The sequence below is a fragment of the Vibrio sp. Vb0349 genome, from assembly GCF_033338975.1.
Window position 1 is genome coordinate 1 of the sequence record NZ_JAWOTS010000027.1, and the last position, 21,548, is coordinate 21,548.

A 21,548-nucleotide genomic window follows, 5' to 3' on the forward strand; every position below is an offset into this window, starting at 1 on the left:
TGTTTTACCGTGGTCAACGTGGCCGATAGTACCAACGTTAACGTGCGGTTTCGTACGTTCAAATTTTTCTTTAGACACGATCGTGTTCCTTCCTAGTTATGATTCGTCGTGATCATTATTGATCGACGACGCGCCAGAAATTGTTATTTTATGCGCCAACGCCCGTTAGCGCAATATTTGGACGCCCTGATCTCGCAAAAAGTCGTAAACTTTTTGCAGTTCAATCGTCAATTAGTAACCACGCTCTGCAATAATTTTATCTGCGAAGTTTTTCGGCACTTCAGCGTACTCGTGAAACTCCATAGAGTAAGACGCACGGCCTTGAGTTGCAGAACGTAGATCAGTTGCGTAACCGAACATTTCGGATAGTGGTACTTGAGCACGGATGATCTTAAGACCAGCCACACCTTCGTCCATGCCTTCAATGATACCGCGACGACGGTTTAGGTCACCAACAACGTCACCCATCCAGTCTTCCGGAGTGGTTACTTCGACATTCATCATAGGTTCTAGAATCACAGGTTGTGCTTCTAGTGCACCTTTCTTGAATGCCATCGAGCCAGCGATCTTAAACGCCATCTCGCTTGAGTCTACATCGTGGTAAGAACCATCAAATAGTGTAGCTTTAATATCTAGTACAGGGTAACCCGCTAGAACACCACTATTCATTTGCTCTTCGATACCTTTCGATACCGAGCTGATGTATTCCTTAGGAATCACACCGCCCACGATTTCGTCTACGAATACGAAACCTTCACCAGGCTCAGAAGGCTCAAGTTTGACCCAAACATGACCGTATTGACCACGACCACCTGATTGACGAACAAACTTACCTTCAACTTCCGCTTTACCACGAATGGTTTCACGGTAAGCAACCTGAGGTTTACCAACGTTACAATCAACGCTGAATTCACGCTTCATACGATCAACGATAATGTCTAGGTGAAGTTCACCCATACCTGAGATCAGAGTCTGACCTGATTCGTCGTCCGTTTCCACGCGGAATGATGGATCTTCCGCAGCTAGTTTACCTAGCGCGATAGCCATTTTCTCTTGGTCTGCCTTAGAACGAGGCTCTACAGCAATCTGAATAACTGGTTCAGGGAACTCCATGCGTTCTAGAATCACTTTGTGGTTCTGATCACACAGTGTGTCACCTGTTGTTACGTCTTTCAGACCGATAGCAGCTGCAATATCACCAGCGCGAACTTCTTTCACTTCTTCACGCTTATTCGCATGCATCTGAACGATACGACCGAAACGCTCTTTCTTCTCTTTTACTGAGTTGTAAACAGCGTCACCCGAGTTTACAACACCGGAGTAAACACGCATGAAAGTTAGCGTGCCCACGAATGGGTCAGTCGCAATCTTAAACGCTAGCGCTGAGAAAGGTTCGTTGTCGTCAGCATGACGCTCAACTTCATTTTCTCTTTCGTCGACACCTTTAATTGCAGGTACGTCAACAGGCGATGGCAAGAACTCAACTACTGCATCCAGTACCGCTTGAACACCTTTGTTCTTAAACGCACTACCACAAGTAGCCAGTACGATTTCGTTATTTAGTGTGCGAGTACGTAGAGCTTGTTTGAGCTCAGCTTCAGTCAATTCACCTTCTTCAAGGTACTTGTCCATCAGCTCTTCGCTAGCTTCAGCAGCGGATTCAACCATGTGGTTGCGCCACTCTTCAGCAAGTTCAATCATGTCAGCTGGGATGTCTTCGTAAGTAAACGAAGTGCCTTGATCGGCATCATTCCAGTTGATCATTTTCATCTTGATAAGGTCGATGACACCTCTGAACTCATCTTCCGCACCAACGTTCAGCTGGATTGGAACAGGAGTCGCACCAAGACGATTCTTAATTTGGTTCACAACGCGTAGGAAGTCTGCGCCCGCACGGTCCATCTTGTTTACAAATACCAAACGTGGAACGTGGTATTTGTCTGCTTGACGCCATACAGTTTCAGACTGAGGTTCAACACCAGATGAGCCACAGAACACAACCACAGCACCATCAAGTACACGAAGAGAACGCTCTACTTCGATAGTAAAGTCAACGTGTCCAGGGGTATCAATGATGTTTACGCGATGCTCAGGGAACTGTGCTTCCATACCACGCCAGAATGTAGTAGTCGCAGCGGATGTGATAGTGATACCACGCTCCTGCTCCTGCTCCATCCAGTCCATGGTTGCTGCACCATCGTGAACTTCGCCGATTTTGTGAGAAAGGCCAGTGTAGAACAGAATACGCTCAGTTGTGGTTGTTTTTCCTGCATCTACGTGAGCACAGATACCGATATTACGGTATAGCTCAATAGGAGTTTTACGAGCCACGATTGTATCCTCTTACTAAGGTGTACCTTAGAGTATAGAAAAGTGCTGCGAGAGAACCTCGCAGCACAGAAGGTATTACCAACGGTAATGAGCGAACGCTTTGTTTGCGTCAGCCATGCGGTGAACGTCTTCACGTTTCTTAACCGCAGTACCTTTGTTCTCAGACGCGTCTAGCATTTCAGCAGCTAGGCGTTGAGCCATAGATTTTTCACCACGCTTGCGCGCAGCTTCAACCAACCAACGCATAGCAAGTGCGTTACGGCGAACCGGACGTACTTCTACAGGTACTTGGTAAGTTGAACCACCAACACGGCGAGATTTAACCTCTACCGCTGGGCGAACGTTTTCAAGAGCTTCTTCAAAAATAGCTAAGTGGTCTTTACCAGACTTTTCAGCCATAGCATCTAGTGCAGTGTAAACGATTTTCTCTGCAGTAGATTTTTTACCGTCAACCATTAGGATGTTAACGAATTTTGCCAGCAATTCAGATTTGAATTTTGGATCTGGAAGGATCTTACGCTGACCAATGACGCGACGACGTGGCATGGATTTATCTCCGTTGTCTTCTTCAGGTTTTATCCAAAACTTTTCAGTTTTTTCAAAAAATTAAAAATAATTTAGTGTTTGGCCTTACTTAACGGAATCCATTAAGACTTAGGACGCTTCACACCGTACTTAGAACGACCTTGTTTACGGTCATTTACGCCAGCACAGTCTAGTGCGCCGCGAACAGTGTGGTAACGCACACCTGGAAGGTCTTTAACACGACCACCACGGATTAGAACAACTGAGTGCTCTTGAAGGTTGTGACCTTCACCGCCGATGTACGATGTAACTTCGAAGCCGTTTGTCAGACGTACACGACAAACTTTACGAAGTGCTGAGTTAGGTTTTTTAGGTGTAGTAGTGTAAACACGAGTACATACACCACGTTTTTGTGGGCACGCTTCTAGTGCAGGCACGTTGCTTTTAACAACTTGCTTTGCACGTGGCTTACGTACCAACTGGTTAATAGTTGCCATTAACTAGCTCCTGATTTACTTGAAAGTAAGCTTTGTGAAAAATCTATCCCCAACTGCCAATGCAGTTAGGGACGCAAAATTCTATGCAGCAGTGAGAGGTGTGTCAAGAAATATACGGATCTTTTTTGTTCAATTAGAACAATTCATCCGTAAAGCTTTGTCGACAGCAAATCTTGTTCAATCCCAAGTTAGGGATTTATCCTGTTTTGCTGTTAGTTCAACGAAGCCTGAGTAATTCACAATCGTCAGCGATGGACTGATACGATTTGCAATACCGCGAGCTTGCGCATCGCTCTCTAACACAAATACGCTGCGGTTTTTTAGATGGGAAAATGCTTTATGTTGCGAGTTAGCAGCGTACACTGCATCTTCTATAAGTAAGATGTCATCCTGTTCACTGCATAAGGGCATGGCGTCTTCTAGAGCAGAGACTGTTTTTATGATGTGTAACATACCTTCCTCAAAAAGACAGTAGCTTGCCAGCGTGTTGTAACTTATCTTTGAGCTGTTCTGAGCTTAACGCTTGGGCTTCAATGACTAAATCCGCTTGCGCCAAACCTCGCTGGGTTAACGACTCTGAACACACAAAGACTTGTTCGATGTCGTATAAATCGAAAAGCTTTAACATCGGCGCGTAATCTTTACTCAAAATATTGTTGGGGTCTTGTCCGAGTAGAAGCTGGTATACCCCGTCACCCATGAAAATGACGCTGATATCTTCACAGTAAGCCGACGCGGCTAACAGTGCATCCACACCTTCACGACCAGCTGCACTGCCATGTGGCGCACTACGAAATAGATAAGTTAACTGACTCAAAACTGTACCACTCTGTCTTGGGTTAACATCGCTTCAGCTAGGCTACCTAAGCCTGCTTGTTCAAAACCATCGGCTAGATTGTTCTGAACCAAACCATGTTGATTCGCTTCTTCTTCACTTACAATCCCGCGACGCAAAGCGGCCGCGACACAAGTTTCTAGGCGAACACCATGCTCTTTAGCCAAAGACTGCCACGCCTTATTGAGATCAAATTCATCGTTAGCTGGCACACTCAAAGCAGTACCATTAGTCACACCATCTTGATAAAAGAAGACGCTCACTAGCTGATGGCCTTGCTCTATCACCGCTTTGGCGAACTGATAAGCACTGCGCGCTGACTGGCTGCCATAAACGGGACCATTCACCACTAACGTGTAAGTCAGTTTGCTCACCTTTCATCATCCTCGGTTTTACGTTGACGAATGTACAAGTAAACGGTGTGTTTTGAAATATTAAGGCGATCCGCGACACGGTTGATGGCATCTTTAATATCGAAGATACCTTTGTCGTACAACTCCATCACGATCTGGCGATTTTTGGTGTTGTTAGACACGGATTTATCCGCATTGATCTCTTCGATGGTGCGTTCAACAGTTTGGTCCACCAGCTCTTCTACGTCACTAGCAAAGTTGACCGAGGAAGCCGCTTCTTTCGCTTCTTGCGTCGGCATGAAAGACTGAAGGACTTGCGAGAAAGGCGCATCCAAGTTGACGTTGATACACAACAAACCAATCACGCGATTTTCGCCATTACGAATGGCGACAGTAATCGACTTCATCAACACGCCACCTTTTGCACGGGTAAAGTACGAACGTGAGAAGTTGCGCTCCGAGCCTTCGATGTCTTTTAGCATCTTAAGCGCTAAATCGGTGATTGGTGAGCCGACTTGGCGCCCCGTGTTTTCACCGTTAGCGATTTTAATTGCAGAGGTATTTAAGTCTTCTAGAGAGTGAAGAACGATTTCACAAAATGGACCTATCAGGCTGGCGATACCATCCACGACCGCCTCATAAGATCTTAAAATGATTTTGTCGTGCTCGGTAAACGGCATCACGTTAACGGATTCCATTTCGAGCAACATCTCCGCGTTTATTGTTTCTGTAGTTGTCATAAGCCTTCGAGCGAAAAATCAACAAATTGGTGTAAGTTTATCAGAAAATTTGAAAAGCAACCTAGCAAACTCACCAACTAGTGACCTAGAACAAAAAAGGCCCGTTAAACGGACCTTTTTCAATAACTTATCGCAGCTTATTGTTATTGCTCTGCGTTGTCGTTCTCAACTTTTAGCAGCTCAACTTCAAATACTAGCGTTGAGTTAGCAGGAATGCTTGGTGTGTCTTGGTCACCGTATGCTAGCTCTGGCGGGATAACGAATTTGAATTTAGAACCCACAGGCATTAGCTGAACACCCTCTGTCCAACCTGGGATTACACGGTTAAGTGGGAACGTTGCAGGTTCACCACGATCGTATGAGCTGTCGAACTGAGTACCGTCGATCAGAGTACCTTTGTAGTGTACTTGAACCGTATCAGTGTCTTTTGGCTTCTCACCTTCAGCTGGTGTCATTACTTGGTATAGAAGACCTGTATCTGTCTTCACTACGCCTTCTTGCTTCTCAAACTCAGCACGGAAATCATCGCCAGCTTTTTTCGCTTCAGCTGCTTTCTCAGCCGCTTGTGCTTGCATCTTTTCTGCAACACGCTTGTCTAGAGATTCTAGTGCTGCACGTGTTTCTTCTTCATTCAATTCAGCATTGCCTTTGAAGACGTCTTCGATACCTTTTAGTACCAAATCTTTGTTAAGATTAATGCCGATTTCGCTTGGCTTGTCGATGCTTGTGCTTAGGTAGTTAGCAAATGAAACACCGATTGCGTATGCCGCTTTGTCGTCGTCGGTTTTAAAGTGAACCGCTTTACCGGTTTCTGCTTGAACTTGTTCTGCTTGAGGTGCGGTTTCTGTTTTAGTTTCTTCTTTCTGACAACCTACCGCTAGCATAACTGTTGCAGCAAGTAGCGACACTTTTAAAACTGATTTCATTAAATTCTCCCAATAATGGCTCTGCCATTGGTTGTTGTGCACAAATCTTCTATGAGACTAGTGAAGACAATCGTTATACCAATATACTAGCTATATGTCTTAAGACACAAACCGGATTATTAGATGTGATGCAAAGAATTTTTCATTTATTCCTATATTTAATTGTCATCACCACGTTAAATGGTTGCTTTTTCGCCGAGCGTGAAGTGCAGCGTTGGCCGATAGAACCTCAAGGTGCGACGAGCTTCGCACTTAGCAGAGATGGACGGTTTGCTCTGCTCTATTCTCAACAACGTCATTTGATGTTGTGGGACCTAGAGCAAAATGAACAACTAGCCAACCTGGGTGAACTCGATGCCGATGCCAATGTGGTTTCCCATATCCGCATATCTGACAATGGTCGCTACGCAATTACAGCAAGCCAAATGAACTTCGCAGTTTGGGACCTAGGCTGGACGCAATCCGAAGGCCTTTGGTCTATCTCTGATGCGCTCATTCGCGACGTTGATATCACCAGTAATGGTGAACAAGTTCTGCTTGGGTTATCCAACGGTAAAGCAATTTATGTCAACTTAGTCACCGGGCGTCGCATGGAGTTCCTTGCACATCGTGAAAAAGTCAATTCCGTGGCCATTTCTCCTAATGGGCGCTTCGCCCTAACCGGAGGTAATGACTATAAAGCGTATCTGTGGGACACCGAAACCGGACAAGTACTACGAATCTTCGAACATGAACAACGAATTGTTCGCGTGGCCCTGCAAAGAGATGGAAAATTAGCAATGACATCTGATGGCGGAAACCAAGCGATTGTTTGGGATTTAAAAACTGGACAAGAAGTCACACAGTTGAGCAGTTGGTCACGCCAATTAATTTTCTCTACCGCACGATTTTCTGACGACGGGACTCAACTAGTCACAGGAAGCCCTTCTGGCCGTGTGTCGATATGGGATACTCAAACCGGAAAACGAATGAGTGGATTTGAAGTGGAGCCCAAAAAAGACACTCGCCCTCCCCGTGCGGTCGTGTATGATGCAGCCTTTGATTCAAAACAACGCGTAATTACTGCTACTTCAGCAGGTATTGCCCAAGCTTGGCAGTTAGAGAACGGATCATGACAGAAAAAATCATTCAGCAATTGGAAGCACGCATTAATGACTTAGAATGTCAGCTTGCGTTCCAAGAACAGACTATTGAAGATCTGAACGGCGCTTTATCGCAGCAACAACTGCAAATTACCAAGATGCTCGATCAGATGAAATATGTGGTAGGTAAAGTAAAAAATATGGACTCGTCGAATTTAGCCGATCCGTCAGAAGAAACCCCACCACCGCATTATTAAAATGCAGGCTCAAATAGCATAAAGCCCAGAACATGTTCTGGGCTTTGTTGTATTAATTACTTAAGAAGGTACTCAAGAGGAAGCTATTCGTCGGCGTAGATTTTAACGCTCAGCTCGCCTTGCGTATTAATGCCTGCTCGGTACATGCCAGAACTGTTCATCGCAAAGTGCATCTCACCTTTAGCATCAATGGCAATCAAACCGCCCTCTCCGCCCATCTGTTTGAGATCACCTTGGATAATGTGTTCACAAGCCGTATGAATATCTTCTTGTAAGTAACGCATACGTGCTGCAACGTCTTCCGCAACACGTTTACGAATAAAGAACTCACCGACACCCGTAGTGGAAACTGCCACAACGCCATTTTCGGCCACCGTACCACAACCAATCAGAGCCGAATCTCCGACTCGGTTGTATTTCTTATTCGTCACGCCACCCGTACTGGTGGCAGCGGCTAAGTTGCCTTGTTGGTCCAATGCCACCGCACCAACCGTACCGTGCTTACGGTCATCTGGGTAACGAGATTCCGACAAAGCAAATAGTCCTTTCTCACGCATAGACAGCAACTGCTCATATCGGCGATCAGTAAAGAAGTAATCTTGCTCGGTATACTCATGGCCTTGCTCAAAAGCAAACGTCTCTGCGCCCTCACCCACCAACAACACATGATTGCTGTTTCGCATCACGTCACGAGCGAGTTCAATTGGGTTTCTGATATGACGAACCCCAGCGACCGCACCTGCTGCAAGGTTTCGCCCATCCATCACAGAAGCGTCCATTTCAACCATTTCGTTGTTGGTCAGCACTGAGCCTTTACCCGCATTAAAGTTAGGAGAGTCTTCCAATACTTTCACTGCCGCTACGACGGCATCTAAGGCTTCACCGCCCGTGTCTAGAATTTGATGTCCCGCTTTTACCGCAGCTTCTAAATCCGCCAAGATGGATTGTTGCAGCTCATCGCTCATCTGTTCACGCAAGATGGTGCCCGCACCACCATGAATGGCAATCGAGAAAGGTTTCGTCATCACTTTGTCCAACTGTTATTCCTTGTATGGTTGGCACTACACCTTAGATAAACAAAAAGCGCAAGTTGAAAACTCAACTTGCGCTTTTCAAAGCTTTGCTAGATAAGATTATCTAGTGAAGGAGCTTATGATTAGTGAGAACCACAGCTACCGCCGCCACAGCAGCCGCCTTCTTCTTCGTGATCGTGGTCATGATCGTGACCACCACAACAGCCACCACCTTGGTGGATGTGACCGTGTTCGATCTCTTCTGCTGTTGCTTCACGTGTAGACATAACTTCTACTTCGAAAGTTAGTGTTTGACCAGCTAACATATGGTTACCGTCAACAACCACTTCGTTGCCGTCAACTTCTGTTACTTCAACAGGGATTGGACCTTGGTCAGTGTCAGCTAGGAAGCGCATGCCCACTTCGATTTGCTCAACGCCTTGGAACACGTCCGCAGGAACGCGCTGTACTAGCGCATCGTTGTGCTCACCGTAAGCTTCTTCAGGAGCTACCGTTACTGAGAACTTGTCGCCAGCCACTTTACCTTCAAGTTCTTTTTCAAGACCTGTGATTAGGTTGTTGTGACCGTGAAGGTAATCTAGAGGTGCTTCTGCTGTTGATTGATCAACAACGACACCGTCTTCCATCATTACTTTGTATGCAAGGCTTGCAACAACGTTCTTTTCAATTTTCATACTAACTCCAGGGAGATTAATTGACTTAACCTGAATGGGGTTAAGTACTGAGATATCTGGGTGTATTATGGGGATCAATTATCGAAGTTCAATTATTCCGGCTTAAAAATTCCGATCATTTCCTGATCTGAGTGTTTATTTTTCTCTACAGATTGTGGTTTACGCTGCTCTGTAAACTCACACTCGACACACTCAACTAATTCGATGTTATTTTCAATCCACCAGCGCAGGGTATCTTGCTGGCTGCAATTTGGGCAGCTAGCGCCGGCAATAAAACGTTTCTTGATTTTCACGCTATTTCCTTAGCTTGAGTCTTGGCTCAAGTACTACTTCCAATGATTAGGTGACTGATGGTCGCTCTCCATTTCACGACCAAATATTTCTTCTAGCTCTTTGCGTGCCTCTTTCGCCCTTTGAGCTAATTTCTTATCTTCATTGTGTTGAGGCAATAAGTCCTTAAGCATAGCATTATCCAACTTGCGAAAATGTGCTTCTGCCCGCTTTGCTTGATAAGGATGCATACCCAGTTCTACGAGCGCTTGGCGACCGAGATCTAGCGCCCCTAAAAATGTTTCACGAGAGTAATTCTCTACACCATGACTCATTAACTGGTAAGCCTCGACACGGCTTCTTGCTCGGGCTAACAACTTAAGTTTCGGGAAGTGCACGCGACAAATGTCCACGATGGCCATCACCTCATCAGGTGAATCAGTACAAATAACCAATGCTTCCGCTTTATCAGCGCCAGCAGCCCTCAATAGGTCAATTTGTGTCGCATCGCCATAAAACACTTTGTAACCATACTTACGTAATAGGTGGATTTGGCTGGCATCACTTTCTAATACTGTCACTTTGATTTTATTGGCATACATTAAACGTCCGACGATCTGACCGAAACGTCCAAAGCCTGCAATGATAACGCGTGGTCGGCGATCCACGACTTTCGTGGTCATGCCCTCTTCTTCTTGATTCAGGGTATGAGCAAACCACTTCTTTTGTCCCATCAGCAAAAGAGGAGTCGTCACCATGGATAGACTGACCACCACCAACAGAAACGCCACTTGCTCTTTGGACAAAATGCCCTCTTGGCTCGCCGCGGTAAATATGACAAAGGCAAACTCACCGCCTTGGCTCAAAATTGCAGCCATACGGCTTCTCGCTTTGGCTCCGACACGAGCAGCTCTCGCCAATGCATACAAAACCAAACCCTTAACCACGACCAAAGCCACCACCGCACCGAGAATCTCTAAAGGGTGTAATGCCAATAACCCCAAGTTTACCGCCATGCCCACCGCAATAAAGAATAACCCCAACAACAGACCTTTAAATGGCTCGATCGCGATTTCCAGCTCATGGCGATACTCACTCTCTGCCAGCAAAACGCCTGCTAAAAAAGTCCCCAATGCCATCGAAAGGCCGAGCTTTTGCATCACGACCGAAATGCCAAGCACGACTAAAAGTGCAGCTACGGTAAAGAGCTCACGAACGCCGCTCATCACGACAAAACGAAATAGCGGACGTAGTAAAAAGTGACCTCCAATCAACAGTGCTACCACACTGCCTAAAATAGTGAAGACATCCAACCAACTTCCACCACTATGCCCGCCTGCTAGCAAGGGCAACATCGCCAGCATCGGGATCACTGCAATATCTTGAAAGAGCAGCACCGCAAAACCAGATTGCCCCGTTTCGGTACCATTAAGCCCTTGCTCTTCAATGACTTTAAGCGCAATCGCCGTCGAGGACAGCGCCAACCCCATCCCGATCACCAAACTCACTTGCATGCTTACGCCAAACATACTGACGACACTACCAATCACGGCGGTCGTGACCACAACCTGCGCACCGCCTAAACCTAAAATCGGCCCTCGCATCTGCCACAATTTTTTAGGGTTTAATTCCAGCCCTATCAAAAACAGTAACAACACAACCCCAAGCTCGGCAAAATGCAAAATGGCATCAACGTCGCTAATTAAGCCAAGCCCCCATGGGCCAATCAACACACCAGCGAGTAAATAACCTAAAACCGAGCCAAGCCCAAGGCGCTGAGCAATCGGCACCGCAATAACCGCAGCCGAAAGAAAGACCACACTGCTTTGAAGAAACTCACTGGTGATCGCCATACAGACCTCCTCGCTCTGCCGCTTGCCAGTTTTCAAGTGGGTTACTCAGCCATCCACGGTATAACTCGGCATGTTCGTAGCGTTCAATATCCGAAACATTTCTTGACCAATACAACACCAGAGGTTCAATCCAGTGCATTTGGCATAGGGCTGCCGTCAGTTCAAACGGTTGCAAGATTTGCTCAAGTGGGTATTTGTTGTACCCCTTCGCGCTGAAGGCTTCTTCTTTACCACCTGTTGTAATGACACTGCGCCAGTATTTTCCTTCTAGCGCCGCACCTCCGCCAAACGCAAAACCTTTACCTAACACTCGGTCTAGCCACTCTTTTAATAGGGCTGGACATGAATACATATAAAGTGGGTGGTGAAATACAATCACATCGTGAGCGAGCAACAACTCATGTTCGTAATTCACATCAATAAAGAAATCGGGGTAAACACCGTAAAGATCGTGCACAGTGACGTGATCAAGCGACTGAGCTTTTTTTATCATCACTTGATTGGCAATCGAGTTATGTGGCTCTGGATGAGCATAAATGACCAGAACTTTTGGGAGAATAGACGGTGCAACAGCCAAATGGTCGTCCTTGTGGTTATTTTTATCCGTTATCAAATTGTTATACTTTTTTGTACAGCATAATGCAATTAAAGCGAATCAATCGACTTTTCCGGCCAATACCCCTACTATTCACCGCTAGATATATACCCAAGTGGCTTTAAAAACGATTGAAACCACTTCGCTATGTAACCAAGCAACGCGCACTGCGCAAAGTGAATGAAAACTTTATGATTACCTTCTCTGATATTCAGTTACTGCGTGGCGGTAAACCTCTTTTAGACCAAGCTTCTGCGACTATTCACCCTGGCGATAAAGTCGGTCTTGTGGGCAAAAACGGCTGCGGTAAATCAACGCTGTTTGCCCTACTGAAAGATGAACTGTCAATTGATGCTGGCTCATTTAGCCAACCTCAACACTGGGAGTTGGCCTGGGTCGCACAGGAAACGCCTGCGCTAGAGCGCACTGCACTGGAATACGTCATTGATGGTGATCGCGAGTACCGCGCTCTCGAAAAGCAGTTAGCTGAAGCAGAAACACAAGACAACGGAACCCTAGTTGCCGAGATACACGGTAAAATTGAAACCATTGGTGGTTACAGCATTCGCGCTCGCGCGGCAGAACTGCTCGATGGTTTAGGTTTCAGCCAAGAGCAAATGAGTTGGAGTTTGACCCAGTTCTCTGGTGGCTGGCGTATGCGCTTAAACTTAGCTCAGGCACTGTTGTGTCGTTCTGACTTATTACTGCTCGATGAGCCAACCAACCACTTGGACTTAGATGCAGTGATGTGGCTTGAACGCTGGCTACAAAACTACCCTGGCACGCTGATTCTGATCTCGCACGACCGTGACTTCTTGGATCCGATCGTTGGTCGCATCATTCACATCGAGAATCAGCAGCTGAACGAATACACGGGTAACTACTCGTCATTCGAAAACCAACGCGCACAAAAGATGGTGTTGCAACAAGCGATGTTTGAAAAGCAACAGAAGCAGATGTCGCACATGCAAAGCTACATCGACCGCTTCCGTTACAAAGCATCAAAAGCACGCCAAGCCCAAAGCCGTATCAAAGCTTTGGAGCGCATGGAAAAAGCACTGCCAGCTCAATTCGATAACCCATTTAGCTTCCAATTCCGTGAGCCAGCTGCGCTGCCAAACCCAATCATGATGATGGATGAAGTATCTGCAGGTTACGGTGACAACCTGATCTTAGAGAAGATCCGCTTGAACTTGGTTCCTGGCAGTCGTATTGGTCTACTCGGCCGTAATGGTGCGGGTAAATCGACCTTAATCAAGCTGCTCTCTGGTGAACTTAACGCGCAAGGTGGTGACCTAACTTACTCACAAGGCGTGAAAATTGGTTACTTCGCTCAGCACCAGTTAGAAACACTTCATCCTGAAGAAACGCCGCTGCAACACATGATGCAAATCGCACCCGATCAAACCGAACAGCAGCTACGTGATTACCTAGGTAGCTTTGGCTTCCAAGGTGACAAAGCACTAGAAAAAGTTGCGCCGTTTTCTGGTGGCGAAAAAGCCCGTTTGGTATTGGCTTTAATTGTGTGGCAAAAGCCAAACCTGTTGCTACTTGATGAACCGACCAACCACTTAGACTTGGACATGCGCCAAGCACTTACGATGGCACTGCAAACATTCGAAGGTGCGATGGTGATTGTTTCGCACGACCGCTATTTACTGCGCGCTACGACCGATGACTTGTATTTAGTGCATGATCGACAAGTTGCTCCGTTCGACGGTGATTTAAATGACTATTATAAATGGTTAACCGAACAACAAAGAGCGGAACGCAAAGAAGCGCAGGCTGCGCAGCCAAGCAAAGATACGGCCAACAGCGCAGCTGCGAAGAAAGAGCAAAAACGTCGCGATGCAGAGTTTCGAAAACAGACAGCGCCAATTCGCAAAACGCTGACACAACTAGAAAATAAAATGGATAAGTTAGGTGCTGCACTGGCCGAAGCTGAAGAACAATTGGCGGACAACTCACTGTATGCGGCCGAAAATAAAGCTAAACTTAACCAAGTGCTGGCACTTCAAGCTTCCAGTAAAGCTGAGCTCGAAGAAATTGAAATGGAATGGATGTCTGCTCAAGAAACGTTGGAGCAGATGGAGCTAGAGTTTAATCAATGAGTAATCAACACGCTGAATACACACTCACCCTAGAACACCTTTGGCAGTTTAGTCTGCAATTTTATGGTGTGCGAGAAGTGAAAGAGGCGTGTTTATCATTACAGAACAACTACCACGGTAACGTGAACCTACTCCTGCTGCTCAGATGGCTCGATGAGCAGCAACTCATTTTCCAAGAAAAAGACTGGCCCTTGGTGCAAGACTGTCTAGGTAGGAGCGAAACTTTACTTCACTCCTTTCGCGACCTTCGTCGCCACCTTAAGTCTCAAGTCAATGACGCTTTGTATCGTGAGACCTTGCAGTTTGAGCTGCAACTAGAAAAGCAGCAACAAGCGGATTTGGTGGACTGCATTAACTCACTTGCACTACTCAAAAATGATGGTGACCCACTGACGTTGAGATACTGTCGTCAACTCGGTGGGGAGCATTTGCAGCAAGCCTTTGCTATTCCGGTGCCAAACATTCAACCACCAAAACGCCCATAAATCTGTAGAATACCTATAATCTTTATAAAGGATTATATTAATAAGTTCTTCAACGGACACCGAAGGACCGCATAAGAGCAGTTAGGTATGACACAATTTTTCGCAGCCGCCGGGATCAAAAACCCGCATCTCCAAACGCTTTTGCCGCGTTTTATTCGCAAAAAAGCGTTATTTACGCCGATTTGGCAAACCCTCGATACATCCGATGGCGACTTTCTCGATCTCGCGTGGAGCGAGGACCCAACCCAAGAGCCTGCACAAAAAAAGCCGATTTTTGTTTTATTTCATGGGTTAGAGGGGTGCTTCTATAGCCCTTATGCCAATGGGCTAATGAATGCATTTGCTCAATCTGGATGGCTGTCGGTGATGATGCATTTTCGTGGCTGCAGCGGTAAACCAAACAAAAAAGCACGAGCTTATCACTCGGGAGAAGTGACGGATGCTCGTTACTTCCTAGAGCACCTTGAACAACGTTTTCCTGATAATCCCAAAGTTGCAGTTGGTATTTCTCTTGGCGGTAACATGTTGGCGAATTATTTAGCCCAATATAAAGACCACCCTATTTTGAATGCAGCGACTATTATCTCAGCGCCTTTAGACCTAGCGGCGTGTGCGAACCGTATAGAACAAGGCTTTTCAAAAGTGTATCGCCGTTACCTGCTTTCTTCACTGAAACGTAACGCGTTACAAAAGCATCATCTACTGCATGGTGAGCTTGCGCTGTCCTACAACTCAATAAAACGTGTCACACGGCTGTATGAATTCGATGATTTGATCACGGCACCACTGCACGGTTTTAAAGACGCACAAGATTATTACGATCAATGTTCTGGCTTAAGTAAATTACAACAGATCACGCTACCGACACTGATCATTCACGCCAAAGACGATCCGTTCATGACCGACGATGTGATCCCGAAGTTTGTTCTGCCAGATAACATTGATTACCGTCTCTTTGAACACGGTGGCCATGTTGGCTTCCTGACAGGAACGGCGTTAAAACCTAAGTTTTGGTTGGAGGAAGCGCTGCCTGCGTATTACGAAAGTATCGCCGCAGATTACCTTTCTGCTGTATCCAAGCAACGAACGCAGTAAACTAGCCGCTCATCATAAAAGTTAGAGGTATTTATGATCATTCCATGGCAAGACATTGCGCCGGAAACATTGGAAAACTTAATTCGTGAATTCGTCTTACGCGAAGGAACGGATTACGGAACCGTCGAGGTTTCTTTGCAAGACAAAATTGATCAAGTTAAAGCTCAATTGGAAAAAGGTGAAGCGGTTATCGTGTTCTCTGAGCTACACGAAACCGTCGATATTCAGCATAAAACAAAATTTTAGACCCTTCACATTTTACCGTATCCCACTCGATGACAAGGTATTGTTACGTGCTATAGTGGGATATCGACCGTGCAGTAGTAACTCTACTGCACATTACAGGTAAGTAATTTTCGACAAGGTTTGTCATGTCAGCTAAACACCCAATTATTGCGGTTACTGGTTCGTCCGGTGCCGGCACGACCACTACATCTGAAGCCTTCCGTAAAATGTTCAATATGATGAACGTTAAACCCGCATGGGTTGAAGGCGATAGCTTCCATCGCTTTACTCGCCCAGAAATGGACATCGAAATTCGCAAAGCCCGCGAGCAAGGTCGACACATTAGCTACTTTGGCCCACAAGCTAATGACTTCCCGGGATTAGAAGAGTTTTTCCGTAAGTTCGGGCATGACGGCACTGGCAGCGTGCGCCGTTATCTGCACACGTTTGACGAAGCGGTTCCCTACAATCAAATGCCAGGCACGTTTACACCGTGGCAAGACTTACCCGAAAACAGCGACGTGCTGTTTTATGAAGGGTTACATGGTGGCGTGGTCGATGGCGATGTTAATGTTGCTCAACATGTGGATTTCTTAATTGGCATGGTGCCGATTGTGAACTTAGAGTGGATCCAAAAATTCGTACGTGACACTCGCGATCGCGGCCATTCGCGTGAAGCGGTAATGGACTCAATCGTGCGATCCATGGACGATTACCTCAACTATATCACTCCGCAGTTTTCTCGTACTCACATCAACTTCCAGCGCGTACCGACCGTTGATACTTCCAACCCACTTAATGCAAAAGGCATCCCTAGTTTGGATGAGAGTTTTGTGGTGATTCGCCTACGCGGTATCAAGAATGTCGACTTCCCATATCTGCTGGCCATGATTGATGGCTCATTCATGTCACGCCACAACACGATTGTCGTACCCGGCGGTAAGATGAGCTTTGCAATGGAGCTCATAGTTCGGCCTATCCTACAACAGCTCATCGAAACAGGGAAAATTGGCTAAAAACCTGCCTGCGAAGATGTTTACTTTTCATACCGTGATCATGTGCACAGTTTTGCTTACAAAATCTCAATCATGGCACGATTAAAATCAAGAAATCGTTTTCGAAAAAGGATACTATTTCTTACCGAAACACAAGAGAGCTTGCAGCATATAAAAAGTGCTCTTATTCTAGTAGGCCTAATTCAGGCTTAGCTAAAATATGGATAGCGCAAGCGTACCCTGCAGAGGAAGTGAGATATTATGGTTCTAGGTAAACCTCAAACCGACCCAACATTAGAGTGGTTTCTTTCACACTGTCATATTCATAAGTACCCTTCAAAGAGCACGCTAATTCACGCGGGCGAAAAGGCAGAAACTTTGTACTACATCGTTAAAGGTTCTGTTGCGGTTCTTATCAAAGACGAAGAAGGTAAGGAGATGATCCTTTCTTACCTAAACCAAGGAGACTTTATTGGTGAACTTGGTCTATTCGAGGAAGACCAAGAGCGCACAGCTTGGGTTCGTGCTAAATCTCCTTGTGAAGTTGCTGAAATTTCTTTCAAGAAGTTCCGTCAGCTTATCCAAGTAAACCCAGACATCCTAATGCGTCTTTCTGCGCAGATGGCTCGTCGTCTTCAAGTAACTAGCCAAAAAGTGGGTGACCTGGCGTTCCTAGACGTAACTGGTCGTATCGCTCAGACGCTTCTGAACCTTGCAAAACAACCAGACGCAATGACTCACCCAGACGGCATGCAAATCAAGATCACTCGTCAAGAAATCGGTCAAATTGTTGGCTGTTCTCGTGAGACAGTAGGTCGTATCTTGAAGATGCTAGAAGAGCAGAACCTAATCTCTGCTCACGGTAAAACCATCGTGGTTTACGGTACTCGTTAATCTCGAACTAGAGTGACACGAACAAAACTATAAAAGCCACCAATGGCAACATTGGTGGCTTTTTATTTACTCATGACCAAATGAGATAGGGTGCAGCGAACACTAATGAGTAAGCTTAACAGGTTAACCCTAAAACTTAGCCATTCGTACTTTCAAAGATTTTGTCAGCTGAAGCGGCCACGAAACCTGGGTACAAATCACCATTTTCCATCGGATAGCGCTTAGCAAATTCATAAAACCCGCCAGGGATAATTTCAGTGCCTTCGCTAAAACGAACCGCTACTTTATCTGCCATGGTCGATGACTGCTCTAGCAACACCTCAGGAGTGCCCTTCACTTCACCACCATTTTCATTAATGGTAAACCCAGCGGTACGCAGATGATCGTTTACCTGCTTCACTTCTTCATATTCATTGAGCTGGTTAACGCTCACCGTGAAGTGGTTTGCTCCGTAACCATGCGCCGCAAGCCAAGATGCGTACTCACTTTCTTTAGCCAACGTTTGGTAATCAGCAAAGCTTAAATCCCACAAGCGTCCACCATGTAAGAATGCGCTATCGTTCAGCTTGTCAGCATCGACTTGTGCCACCAAATTTTTCACAATCTCTTGTAGCTCAGACGAGCACTCTTCAACTTTTAGCTCACTAATAAATACTTTAGGTTGCTTCGGATCTGGGTGCTCATAGTGCTTAGCAACCAGCTTTTTGCTTTCGAAAACGTAATCACCACACGCCTTGTAACCAATAGCTACAAATGGCTTAGCTAGAGTTTCAATACCAAGAGGCGCGATATTGAAGGTACGTAAAGCTATATGATCATTAATCAGAGGCTCATCTTCTTGAAGCAGCTGATGCACTTTAGCAGCCGAAGGGCAAAGACGTTGAATGTAATCTTGCCATAGCGATTCAAATAACACATCGGGCGTCATAACGACTCCTTGTTACGAGATGTAGAGTTTAAAGGTAAGCGGAAGTTGGCTGCTCGTTCACAACAAAAGTTGTCCAGAATAATGAACGAGCAACCATCAACCTGTGACGGTAAATGCCAGTCAGTCAACACGCTTTTCCGAGTCTTTGCTCACTTTTCGTGTTCTGCCAACGATCACTACAACCCATACCTAAATGATGCGCCGGCAAGGTGAGCCGCAATGCATAGTTGCGACTCTATTATTAAAACTTATAGCGCTACACCTGGACTCAATGTTGCAGGCAAGACAGTCTCTTGACCTTCCATTGATGCCATTGGGTACGCACAGTAATCTGCTGCGTAGTAAGCGCTTGGGCGCAAGTTACCCGACGCCCCCGGACCACCAAATGGCGCATCACCGCTTGCACCAGTGAGCTGGCGGTTACGGTTCACGATACCTGCACGAATGTGGTCAACGAAGTATTCCCATTCTTGGTCGTCGGTTGAGACCAAACCAGCAGATAAGCCAAAGCGCGTATCGTTTGCTAGCGCCACGGCTTTGTCTAACCCTTCGTAACGCACCACTTGCAGAAGTGGGCCGAAGTATTCTTCATCTGGTAACTCAGCAATGTTCGTTACATCAATGATGCCAGGAGAAACAAACGCCGCCTCTCCTGCTTTCGCTTCAATCAAGCTTTCACCGCCAAGAGACTGTAGATTAGCTTGTGCATCAAGAATAAACTTGGCTGCCGCGACCGAAATTTGCGGTCCCATAAATGGCGCAGGTTCTGCAAATGGTTGGTCTACGCGAATATTGCGTGTCGCTTCAACGAGCTTGGTGATAAGCGCATCGCCTTTTTCACCCAATGGCACATACAAACGACGAGCACACGTACAACGCTGCCCAGCACTGATAAACGCTGACTGGATGATGGTATAAACCGTGGCATCCAAATCACCATATTTATCAGAGATCACCATCGGGTTATTACCACCCATTTCTAGTGCGAGCATCTTGCCCGGTTGACCCGCAAATTGACGGTGTAATACATGCCCCGTATTTGCGCTACCCGTAAACAGTACGCCATCGATGCCTTTTGCGTCAGAGAGCGCGATACCAGTTTCTTTCGCGCCTTGAACAAGGTTAATCACGCCTTTCGGTAGACCGGCTTCTTCCCATAGCTTCATTGCCAATTCACCCGTCCATGGCGTTTGCTCAGACGGTTTGAAGACTACCGTGTTACCAGCCAGTAGCGCTGGCACAATGTGACCATTTGGTAGGTGGCCTGGGAAGTTGTAAGGACCAAACACCGCCATCACGCCCAATGGGCGGTGGCGCAATACGATTTGGTTGCCTGCTGCTTCACGGCTCGCCTCACCAGTACGGTCATGATAAGCGCGAATCGAAATGGCAATTTTACCTGCCATGGCTGCTGCTTCAGTGCGCGTTTCCCAAATCGGCTTACCAGTTTCTTTGGCAATCACTTCGGCGATTTTTTCGCTGTTCTCTTTTACTTTCTCCGCAAAAGCCAACACGATTGCCTCACGCTCTGAAAATGGACGCTTTTTCCAGTCAATAAACGCTTCACGCGCTGCAGATACCGCCTGGTTCACCTGCTCTGCCGTTGCACCTTTGCCTTGCCAGATCACTTCTTGGTTGTACGGCGACAGAGACGTAAATGCTTCACCCTGACCTTGTACCCATTCACCTGCAATCCAATGTGTCATTGTTTCTATCCTTAAATTCTGTCGTCTGTTACTGCGGAAGAAGGCGAACGAAATCCCCTTCTTCAACCGAAAGTGCATCCGCAACGTCTGGTGCGATCATTACGCTCTGTGTCTCTGCGTCATACGCCGCCTTAGTGACTGTCGCACGGAAGTTCTCGAAAGATGAATTACACATCAAGAAGTCTTGTGTGCTGGAATGTTCAGAGATTTTGACTTGCGCGCGGAATGAATGACGTACCGACTCAATATTACGCAGATCACACTCAACCGTTGGGCCACCATCGAAGATGTCGACGTAGCCTCGGTTGGTAAAACCTTCACGCTCAAGCAGCTTCAGCGCTGGACGCGTGTTGTCATGTACTTGACCAATCACGGCTTGCGCTTCTGGGCTGAGCAGGTTGATGTAAATAGGCAGTTTCGGCATCAAGTCGGCGATAAAGCCTTTCTTGCCGATACCTGTCAGGTAATCTGCAAGAGTGAAATCGATAGAGAAGAAATGCTCTTGAAGCCATTGCCAGAATGGTGAATTACCCTCGTCGTCTGAAACGCCACGCATCTCCGCAAAGATCGTTTCAGAGAAGCGCTCTGGGTGCTCTGCCATCATTAGGAAACGACACTTCGACATTAGACGACCATTCAGACCTTGGCGGAATTTCTCACGCAAGAACAAGGTACAAATTTCGCTGTTACCAGTGTAGTTATTACCAAAAGTAAGCAGTTTAACGACGTTGTTAACGCCAAGCTTTGGCGACGAGTGCACAACTTTACTAATGTGATATGAGTAAAATGGGACATCCCAGCCGATAGATGCTTCGATTCCGGTGGTACCCGCAACCTCACCCGTTTCAGAGTCAAAGCCAACCATCAGGTAGCCTTCATCGCCTGGTTCTGCCACATCTGGCTTACCAAAGCTGTACTCTGAATGTTTGATTCGATTGGTTAACAGTTCTTCGTTAACCGGTAGAGATGTAAATCCGTGACCAGACTCCACCGCACAAGTGTGCAGTGCGTCGTAATCCGACATCGCGATAGGGCGAACTACTAGCATCAATACTCCCTCCAGATGCAAGAAGATCCTAACTATATTGTAGGAACAATTCCCCCATCAGAGATCCTTGACGGGGGTGTCTGCGTTGA

24 protein-coding genes are annotated in these 21,548 nt (G+C 46.4%); 8 read left to right on the plus strand and 16 right to left on the minus strand.

Annotated features, from left to right (window positions below):
- Positions 1–231 precede the first annotated feature (231 nt).
- The 8 genes from fusA to fkpA form a co-directional block, all read right to left on the minus strand.
- Positions 232–2,331, minus strand: a complete 2,100-nt coding sequence (gene fusA, locus R7Q47_RS19900; RefSeq protein WP_005382794.1) for an elongation factor G — start codon at positions 2,329–2,331, stop codon at positions 232–234.
- A gap of 75 nt (positions 2,332–2,406) precedes the next feature.
- Positions 2,407–2,877 (minus strand): 30S ribosomal protein S7, encoded by a 471-nt coding sequence (gene rpsG, locus R7Q47_RS19905; RefSeq protein WP_005382796.1) that lies wholly within the window; start codon positions 2,875–2,877, stop codon positions 2,407–2,409.
- Between the two features lie 101 nt (positions 2,878–2,978).
- Positions 2,979–3,353, minus strand: a complete 375-nt coding sequence (gene rpsL / locus R7Q47_RS19910; protein ID WP_004399892.1) for a 30S ribosomal protein S12 — start codon at positions 3,351–3,353, stop codon at positions 2,979–2,981.
- A 177-nt stretch (positions 3,354–3,530) separates the two neighbouring features.
- Complete coding sequence (gene tusB / locus R7Q47_RS19915) at positions 3,531–3,806, minus strand: sulfurtransferase complex subunit TusB (protein WP_005382799.1); 276 nt, start codon at positions 3,804–3,806, stop codon at positions 3,531–3,533.
- A 7-nt stretch (positions 3,807–3,813) separates the two neighbouring features.
- A complete protein-coding gene (gene tusC, locus R7Q47_RS19920; RefSeq protein ID WP_005382801.1) occupies positions 3,814–4,170 on the minus strand; it encodes a sulfurtransferase complex subunit TusC in 357 nt (118 codons plus the stop codon).
- A complete protein-coding gene (gene tusD, locus R7Q47_RS19925) occupies positions 4,167–4,562 on the minus strand; it encodes a sulfurtransferase complex subunit TusD (RefSeq protein WP_017821752.1) in 396 nt (131 codons plus the stop codon). Before tusD ends, tusC begins: the two co-directional genes overlap by 4 nt.
- Complete coding sequence (locus R7Q47_RS19930; protein ID WP_005382804.1) at positions 4,559–5,281, minus strand: transcriptional regulator; 723 nt, start codon at positions 5,279–5,281, stop codon at positions 4,559–4,561. The genes tusD and R7Q47_RS19930 overlap by 4 nt, the downstream gene beginning before the upstream one ends.
- A gap of 143 nt (positions 5,282–5,424) precedes the next feature.
- Entirely contained in the window at positions 5,425–6,207 is a 783-nt protein-coding gene (gene fkpA / locus R7Q47_RS19935; RefSeq protein ID WP_017821751.1) for an FKBP-type peptidyl-prolyl cis-trans isomerase, read from the minus strand.
- A 128-nt stretch (positions 6,208–6,335) separates the two neighbouring features.
- On the opposite strand from fkpA, the gene R7Q47_RS19940 reads away from it, so the two are divergent.
- Positions 6,336–7,322: a WD40 repeat domain-containing protein gene (locus R7Q47_RS19940; RefSeq protein ID WP_054575287.1), complete on the plus strand. Its 987-nt coding sequence runs from the start codon at positions 6,336–6,338 to the stop codon at positions 7,320–7,322.
- On the plus strand, positions 7,319–7,546 hold the full coding sequence (locus R7Q47_RS19945) for a SlyX family protein (protein WP_005381455.1): 228 nt from the start codon (positions 7,319–7,321) through the stop codon (positions 7,544–7,546). Before R7Q47_RS19940 ends, R7Q47_RS19945 begins: the two co-directional genes overlap by 4 nt.
- An 83-nt stretch (positions 7,547–7,629) precedes the next feature.
- On the opposite strand, the gene R7Q47_RS19950 is transcribed toward R7Q47_RS19945, so the two are convergent.
- From R7Q47_RS19950 to kefG, 5 genes are all read right to left on the minus strand, one after another.
- Positions 7,630–8,571, minus strand: coding sequence for an isoaspartyl peptidase/L-asparaginase family protein (locus R7Q47_RS19950; protein ID WP_064377072.1), 942 nt, complete (start codon positions 8,569–8,571; stop codon positions 7,630–7,632).
- Between the two features lie 131 nt (positions 8,572–8,702).
- Positions 8,703–9,254, minus strand: a complete 552-nt coding sequence (slyD, locus tag R7Q47_RS19955; protein ID WP_005381451.1) for a peptidylprolyl isomerase — start codon at positions 9,252–9,254, stop codon at positions 8,703–8,705.
- A gap of 92 nt (positions 9,255–9,346) precedes the next feature.
- Entirely contained in the window at positions 9,347–9,547 is a 201-nt protein-coding gene (locus tag R7Q47_RS19960; RefSeq protein ID WP_005381449.1) for a YheV family putative zinc ribbon protein, read from the minus strand.
- 33 nt (positions 9,548–9,580) lie between these two features.
- Entirely contained in the window at positions 9,581–11,377 is a 1,797-nt protein-coding gene (kefB, locus tag R7Q47_RS19965; RefSeq protein ID WP_005382809.1) for a glutathione-regulated potassium-efflux system protein KefB, read from the minus strand.
- Entirely contained in the window at positions 11,361–11,954 is a 594-nt protein-coding gene (gene kefG, locus R7Q47_RS19970) for a glutathione-regulated potassium-efflux system ancillary protein KefG (RefSeq protein WP_054575288.1), read from the minus strand. The genes kefB and kefG overlap by 17 nt, the downstream gene beginning before the upstream one ends.
- Before the next feature lie 209 nt (positions 11,955–12,163).
- Between kefG and R7Q47_RS19975 the strand changes: the two genes are divergently transcribed.
- The 6 genes from R7Q47_RS19975 to crp all read left to right on the plus strand — a co-directional run bounded on the left by R7Q47_RS19975 (position 12,164) and on the right by crp (position 17,777).
- Entirely contained in the window at positions 12,164–14,083 is a 1,920-nt protein-coding gene (locus R7Q47_RS19975) for an ABC transporter ATP-binding protein (RefSeq protein WP_154204988.1), read from the plus strand.
- On the plus strand, positions 14,080–14,568 hold the full coding sequence (locus R7Q47_RS19980; RefSeq protein ID WP_033907158.1) for a TIGR02444 family protein: 489 nt from the start codon (positions 14,080–14,082) through the stop codon (positions 14,566–14,568). Before R7Q47_RS19975 ends, R7Q47_RS19980 begins: the two co-directional genes overlap by 4 nt.
- 87 nt (positions 14,569–14,655) lie before the next feature.
- A complete protein-coding gene (locus R7Q47_RS19985; protein WP_033907159.1) occupies positions 14,656–15,663 on the plus strand; it encodes a hydrolase in 1,008 nt (335 codons plus the stop codon).
- Between the two features lie 33 nt (positions 15,664–15,696).
- Positions 15,697–15,909: a YheU family protein gene (locus R7Q47_RS19990; protein WP_005382815.1), complete on the plus strand. Its 213-nt coding sequence runs from the start codon at positions 15,697–15,699 to the stop codon at positions 15,907–15,909.
- A gap of 125 nt (positions 15,910–16,034) precedes the next feature.
- The gene (locus R7Q47_RS19995) at positions 16,035–16,904 is read left to right on the plus strand and encodes a phosphoribulokinase (RefSeq protein ID WP_005381434.1); all 870 of its coding nucleotides are present in this window, start codon (positions 16,035–16,037) and stop codon (positions 16,902–16,904) included.
- A 240-nt stretch (positions 16,905–17,144) separates the two neighbouring features.
- Positions 17,145–17,777, plus strand: coding sequence for a cAMP-activated global transcriptional regulator CRP (crp, locus tag R7Q47_RS20000; RefSeq protein ID WP_005381432.1), 633 nt, complete (start codon positions 17,145–17,147; stop codon positions 17,775–17,777).
- 136 nt (positions 17,778–17,913) lie between these two features.
- On the opposite strand, the gene R7Q47_RS20005 is transcribed toward crp, so the two are convergent.
- The 3 genes from R7Q47_RS20005 to astA form a co-directional block, all read right to left on the minus strand.
- Entirely contained in the window at positions 17,914–18,705 is a 792-nt protein-coding gene (locus R7Q47_RS20005; RefSeq protein ID WP_005381426.1) for a DUF1338 domain-containing protein, read from the minus strand.
- Between the two features lie 248 nt (positions 18,706–18,953).
- Positions 18,954–20,411 (minus strand): succinylglutamate-semialdehyde dehydrogenase, encoded by a 1,458-nt coding sequence (gene astD / locus R7Q47_RS20010; protein WP_151514400.1) that lies wholly within the window; start codon positions 20,409–20,411, stop codon positions 18,954–18,956.
- A 28-nt stretch (positions 20,412–20,439) separates the two neighbouring features.
- Positions 20,440–21,459: an arginine N-succinyltransferase gene (gene astA / locus R7Q47_RS20015; protein WP_005381422.1), complete on the minus strand. Its 1,020-nt coding sequence runs from the start codon at positions 21,457–21,459 to the stop codon at positions 20,440–20,442.
- Positions 21,460–21,548: the final 89 nt, after the last annotated feature.

Excerpts from the sequence above, each read along its gene's own strand:
- rpsG (WP_005382796.1), bottom strand. The coding sequence starts at position 2,877 with ATGCCACGTCGTCGCGTCATTGGTCAGCGTAAGATCCTTCCAGATCCA.
- rpsL (WP_004399892.1), bottom strand. The coding sequence starts at position 3,353 with ATGGCAACTATTAACCAGTTGGTACGTAAGCCACGTGCAAAGCAAGTT.
- tusB (WP_005382799.1), bottom strand. The coding sequence starts at position 3,806 with ATGTTACACATCATAAAAACAGTCTCTGCTCTAGAAGACGCCATGCCC.
- R7Q47_RS19930 (WP_005382804.1), bottom strand. The coding sequence starts at position 5,281 with ATGACAACTACAGAAACAATAAACGCGGAGATGTTGCTCGAAATGGAA.
- fkpA (WP_017821751.1), bottom strand. The coding sequence starts at position 6,207 with ATGAAATCAGTTTTAAAAGTGTCGCTACTTGCTGCAACAGTTATGCTA.
- R7Q47_RS19940 (WP_054575287.1), top strand. The coding sequence starts at position 6,336 with ATGCAAAGAATTTTTCATTTATTCCTATATTTAATTGTCATCACCACG.
- R7Q47_RS19945 (WP_005381455.1), top strand. The coding sequence starts at position 7,319 with ATGACAGAAAAAATCATTCAGCAATTGGAAGCACGCATTAATGACTTA.
- R7Q47_RS19950 (WP_064377072.1), bottom strand. The coding sequence starts at position 8,571 with ATGACGAAACCTTTCTCGATTGCCATTCATGGTGGTGCGGGCACCATC.
- slyD (WP_005381451.1), bottom strand. The coding sequence starts at position 9,254 with ATGAAAATTGAAAAGAACGTTGTTGCAAGCCTTGCATACAAAGTAATG.
- kefB (WP_005382809.1), bottom strand. The coding sequence starts at position 11,377 with ATGGCGATCACCAGTGAGTTTCTTCAAAGCAGTGTGGTCTTTCTTTCG.
- R7Q47_RS19975 (WP_154204988.1), top strand. The coding sequence starts at position 12,164 with ATGATTACCTTCTCTGATATTCAGTTACTGCGTGGCGGTAAACCTCTT.
- R7Q47_RS19980 (WP_033907158.1), top strand. The coding sequence starts at position 14,080 with ATGAGTAATCAACACGCTGAATACACACTCACCCTAGAACACCTTTGG.
- R7Q47_RS19985 (WP_033907159.1), top strand. The coding sequence starts at position 14,656 with ATGACACAATTTTTCGCAGCCGCCGGGATCAAAAACCCGCATCTCCAA.
- R7Q47_RS19990 (WP_005382815.1), top strand. The coding sequence starts at position 15,697 with ATGATCATTCCATGGCAAGACATTGCGCCGGAAACATTGGAAAACTTA.
- R7Q47_RS19995 (WP_005381434.1), top strand. The coding sequence starts at position 16,035 with ATGTCAGCTAAACACCCAATTATTGCGGTTACTGGTTCGTCCGGTGCC.
- crp (WP_005381432.1), top strand. The coding sequence starts at position 17,145 with ATGGTTCTAGGTAAACCTCAAACCGACCCAACATTAGAGTGGTTTCTT.
- R7Q47_RS20005 (WP_005381426.1), bottom strand. The coding sequence starts at position 18,705 with ATGACGCCCGATGTGTTATTTGAATCGCTATGGCAAGATTACATTCAA.
- astD (WP_151514400.1), bottom strand. The coding sequence starts at position 20,411 with ATGACACATTGGATTGCAGGTGAATGGGTACAAGGTCAGGGTGAAGCA.
- astA (WP_005381422.1), bottom strand. The coding sequence starts at position 21,459 with ATGCTAGTAGTTCGCCCTATCGCGATGTCGGATTACGACGCACTGCAC.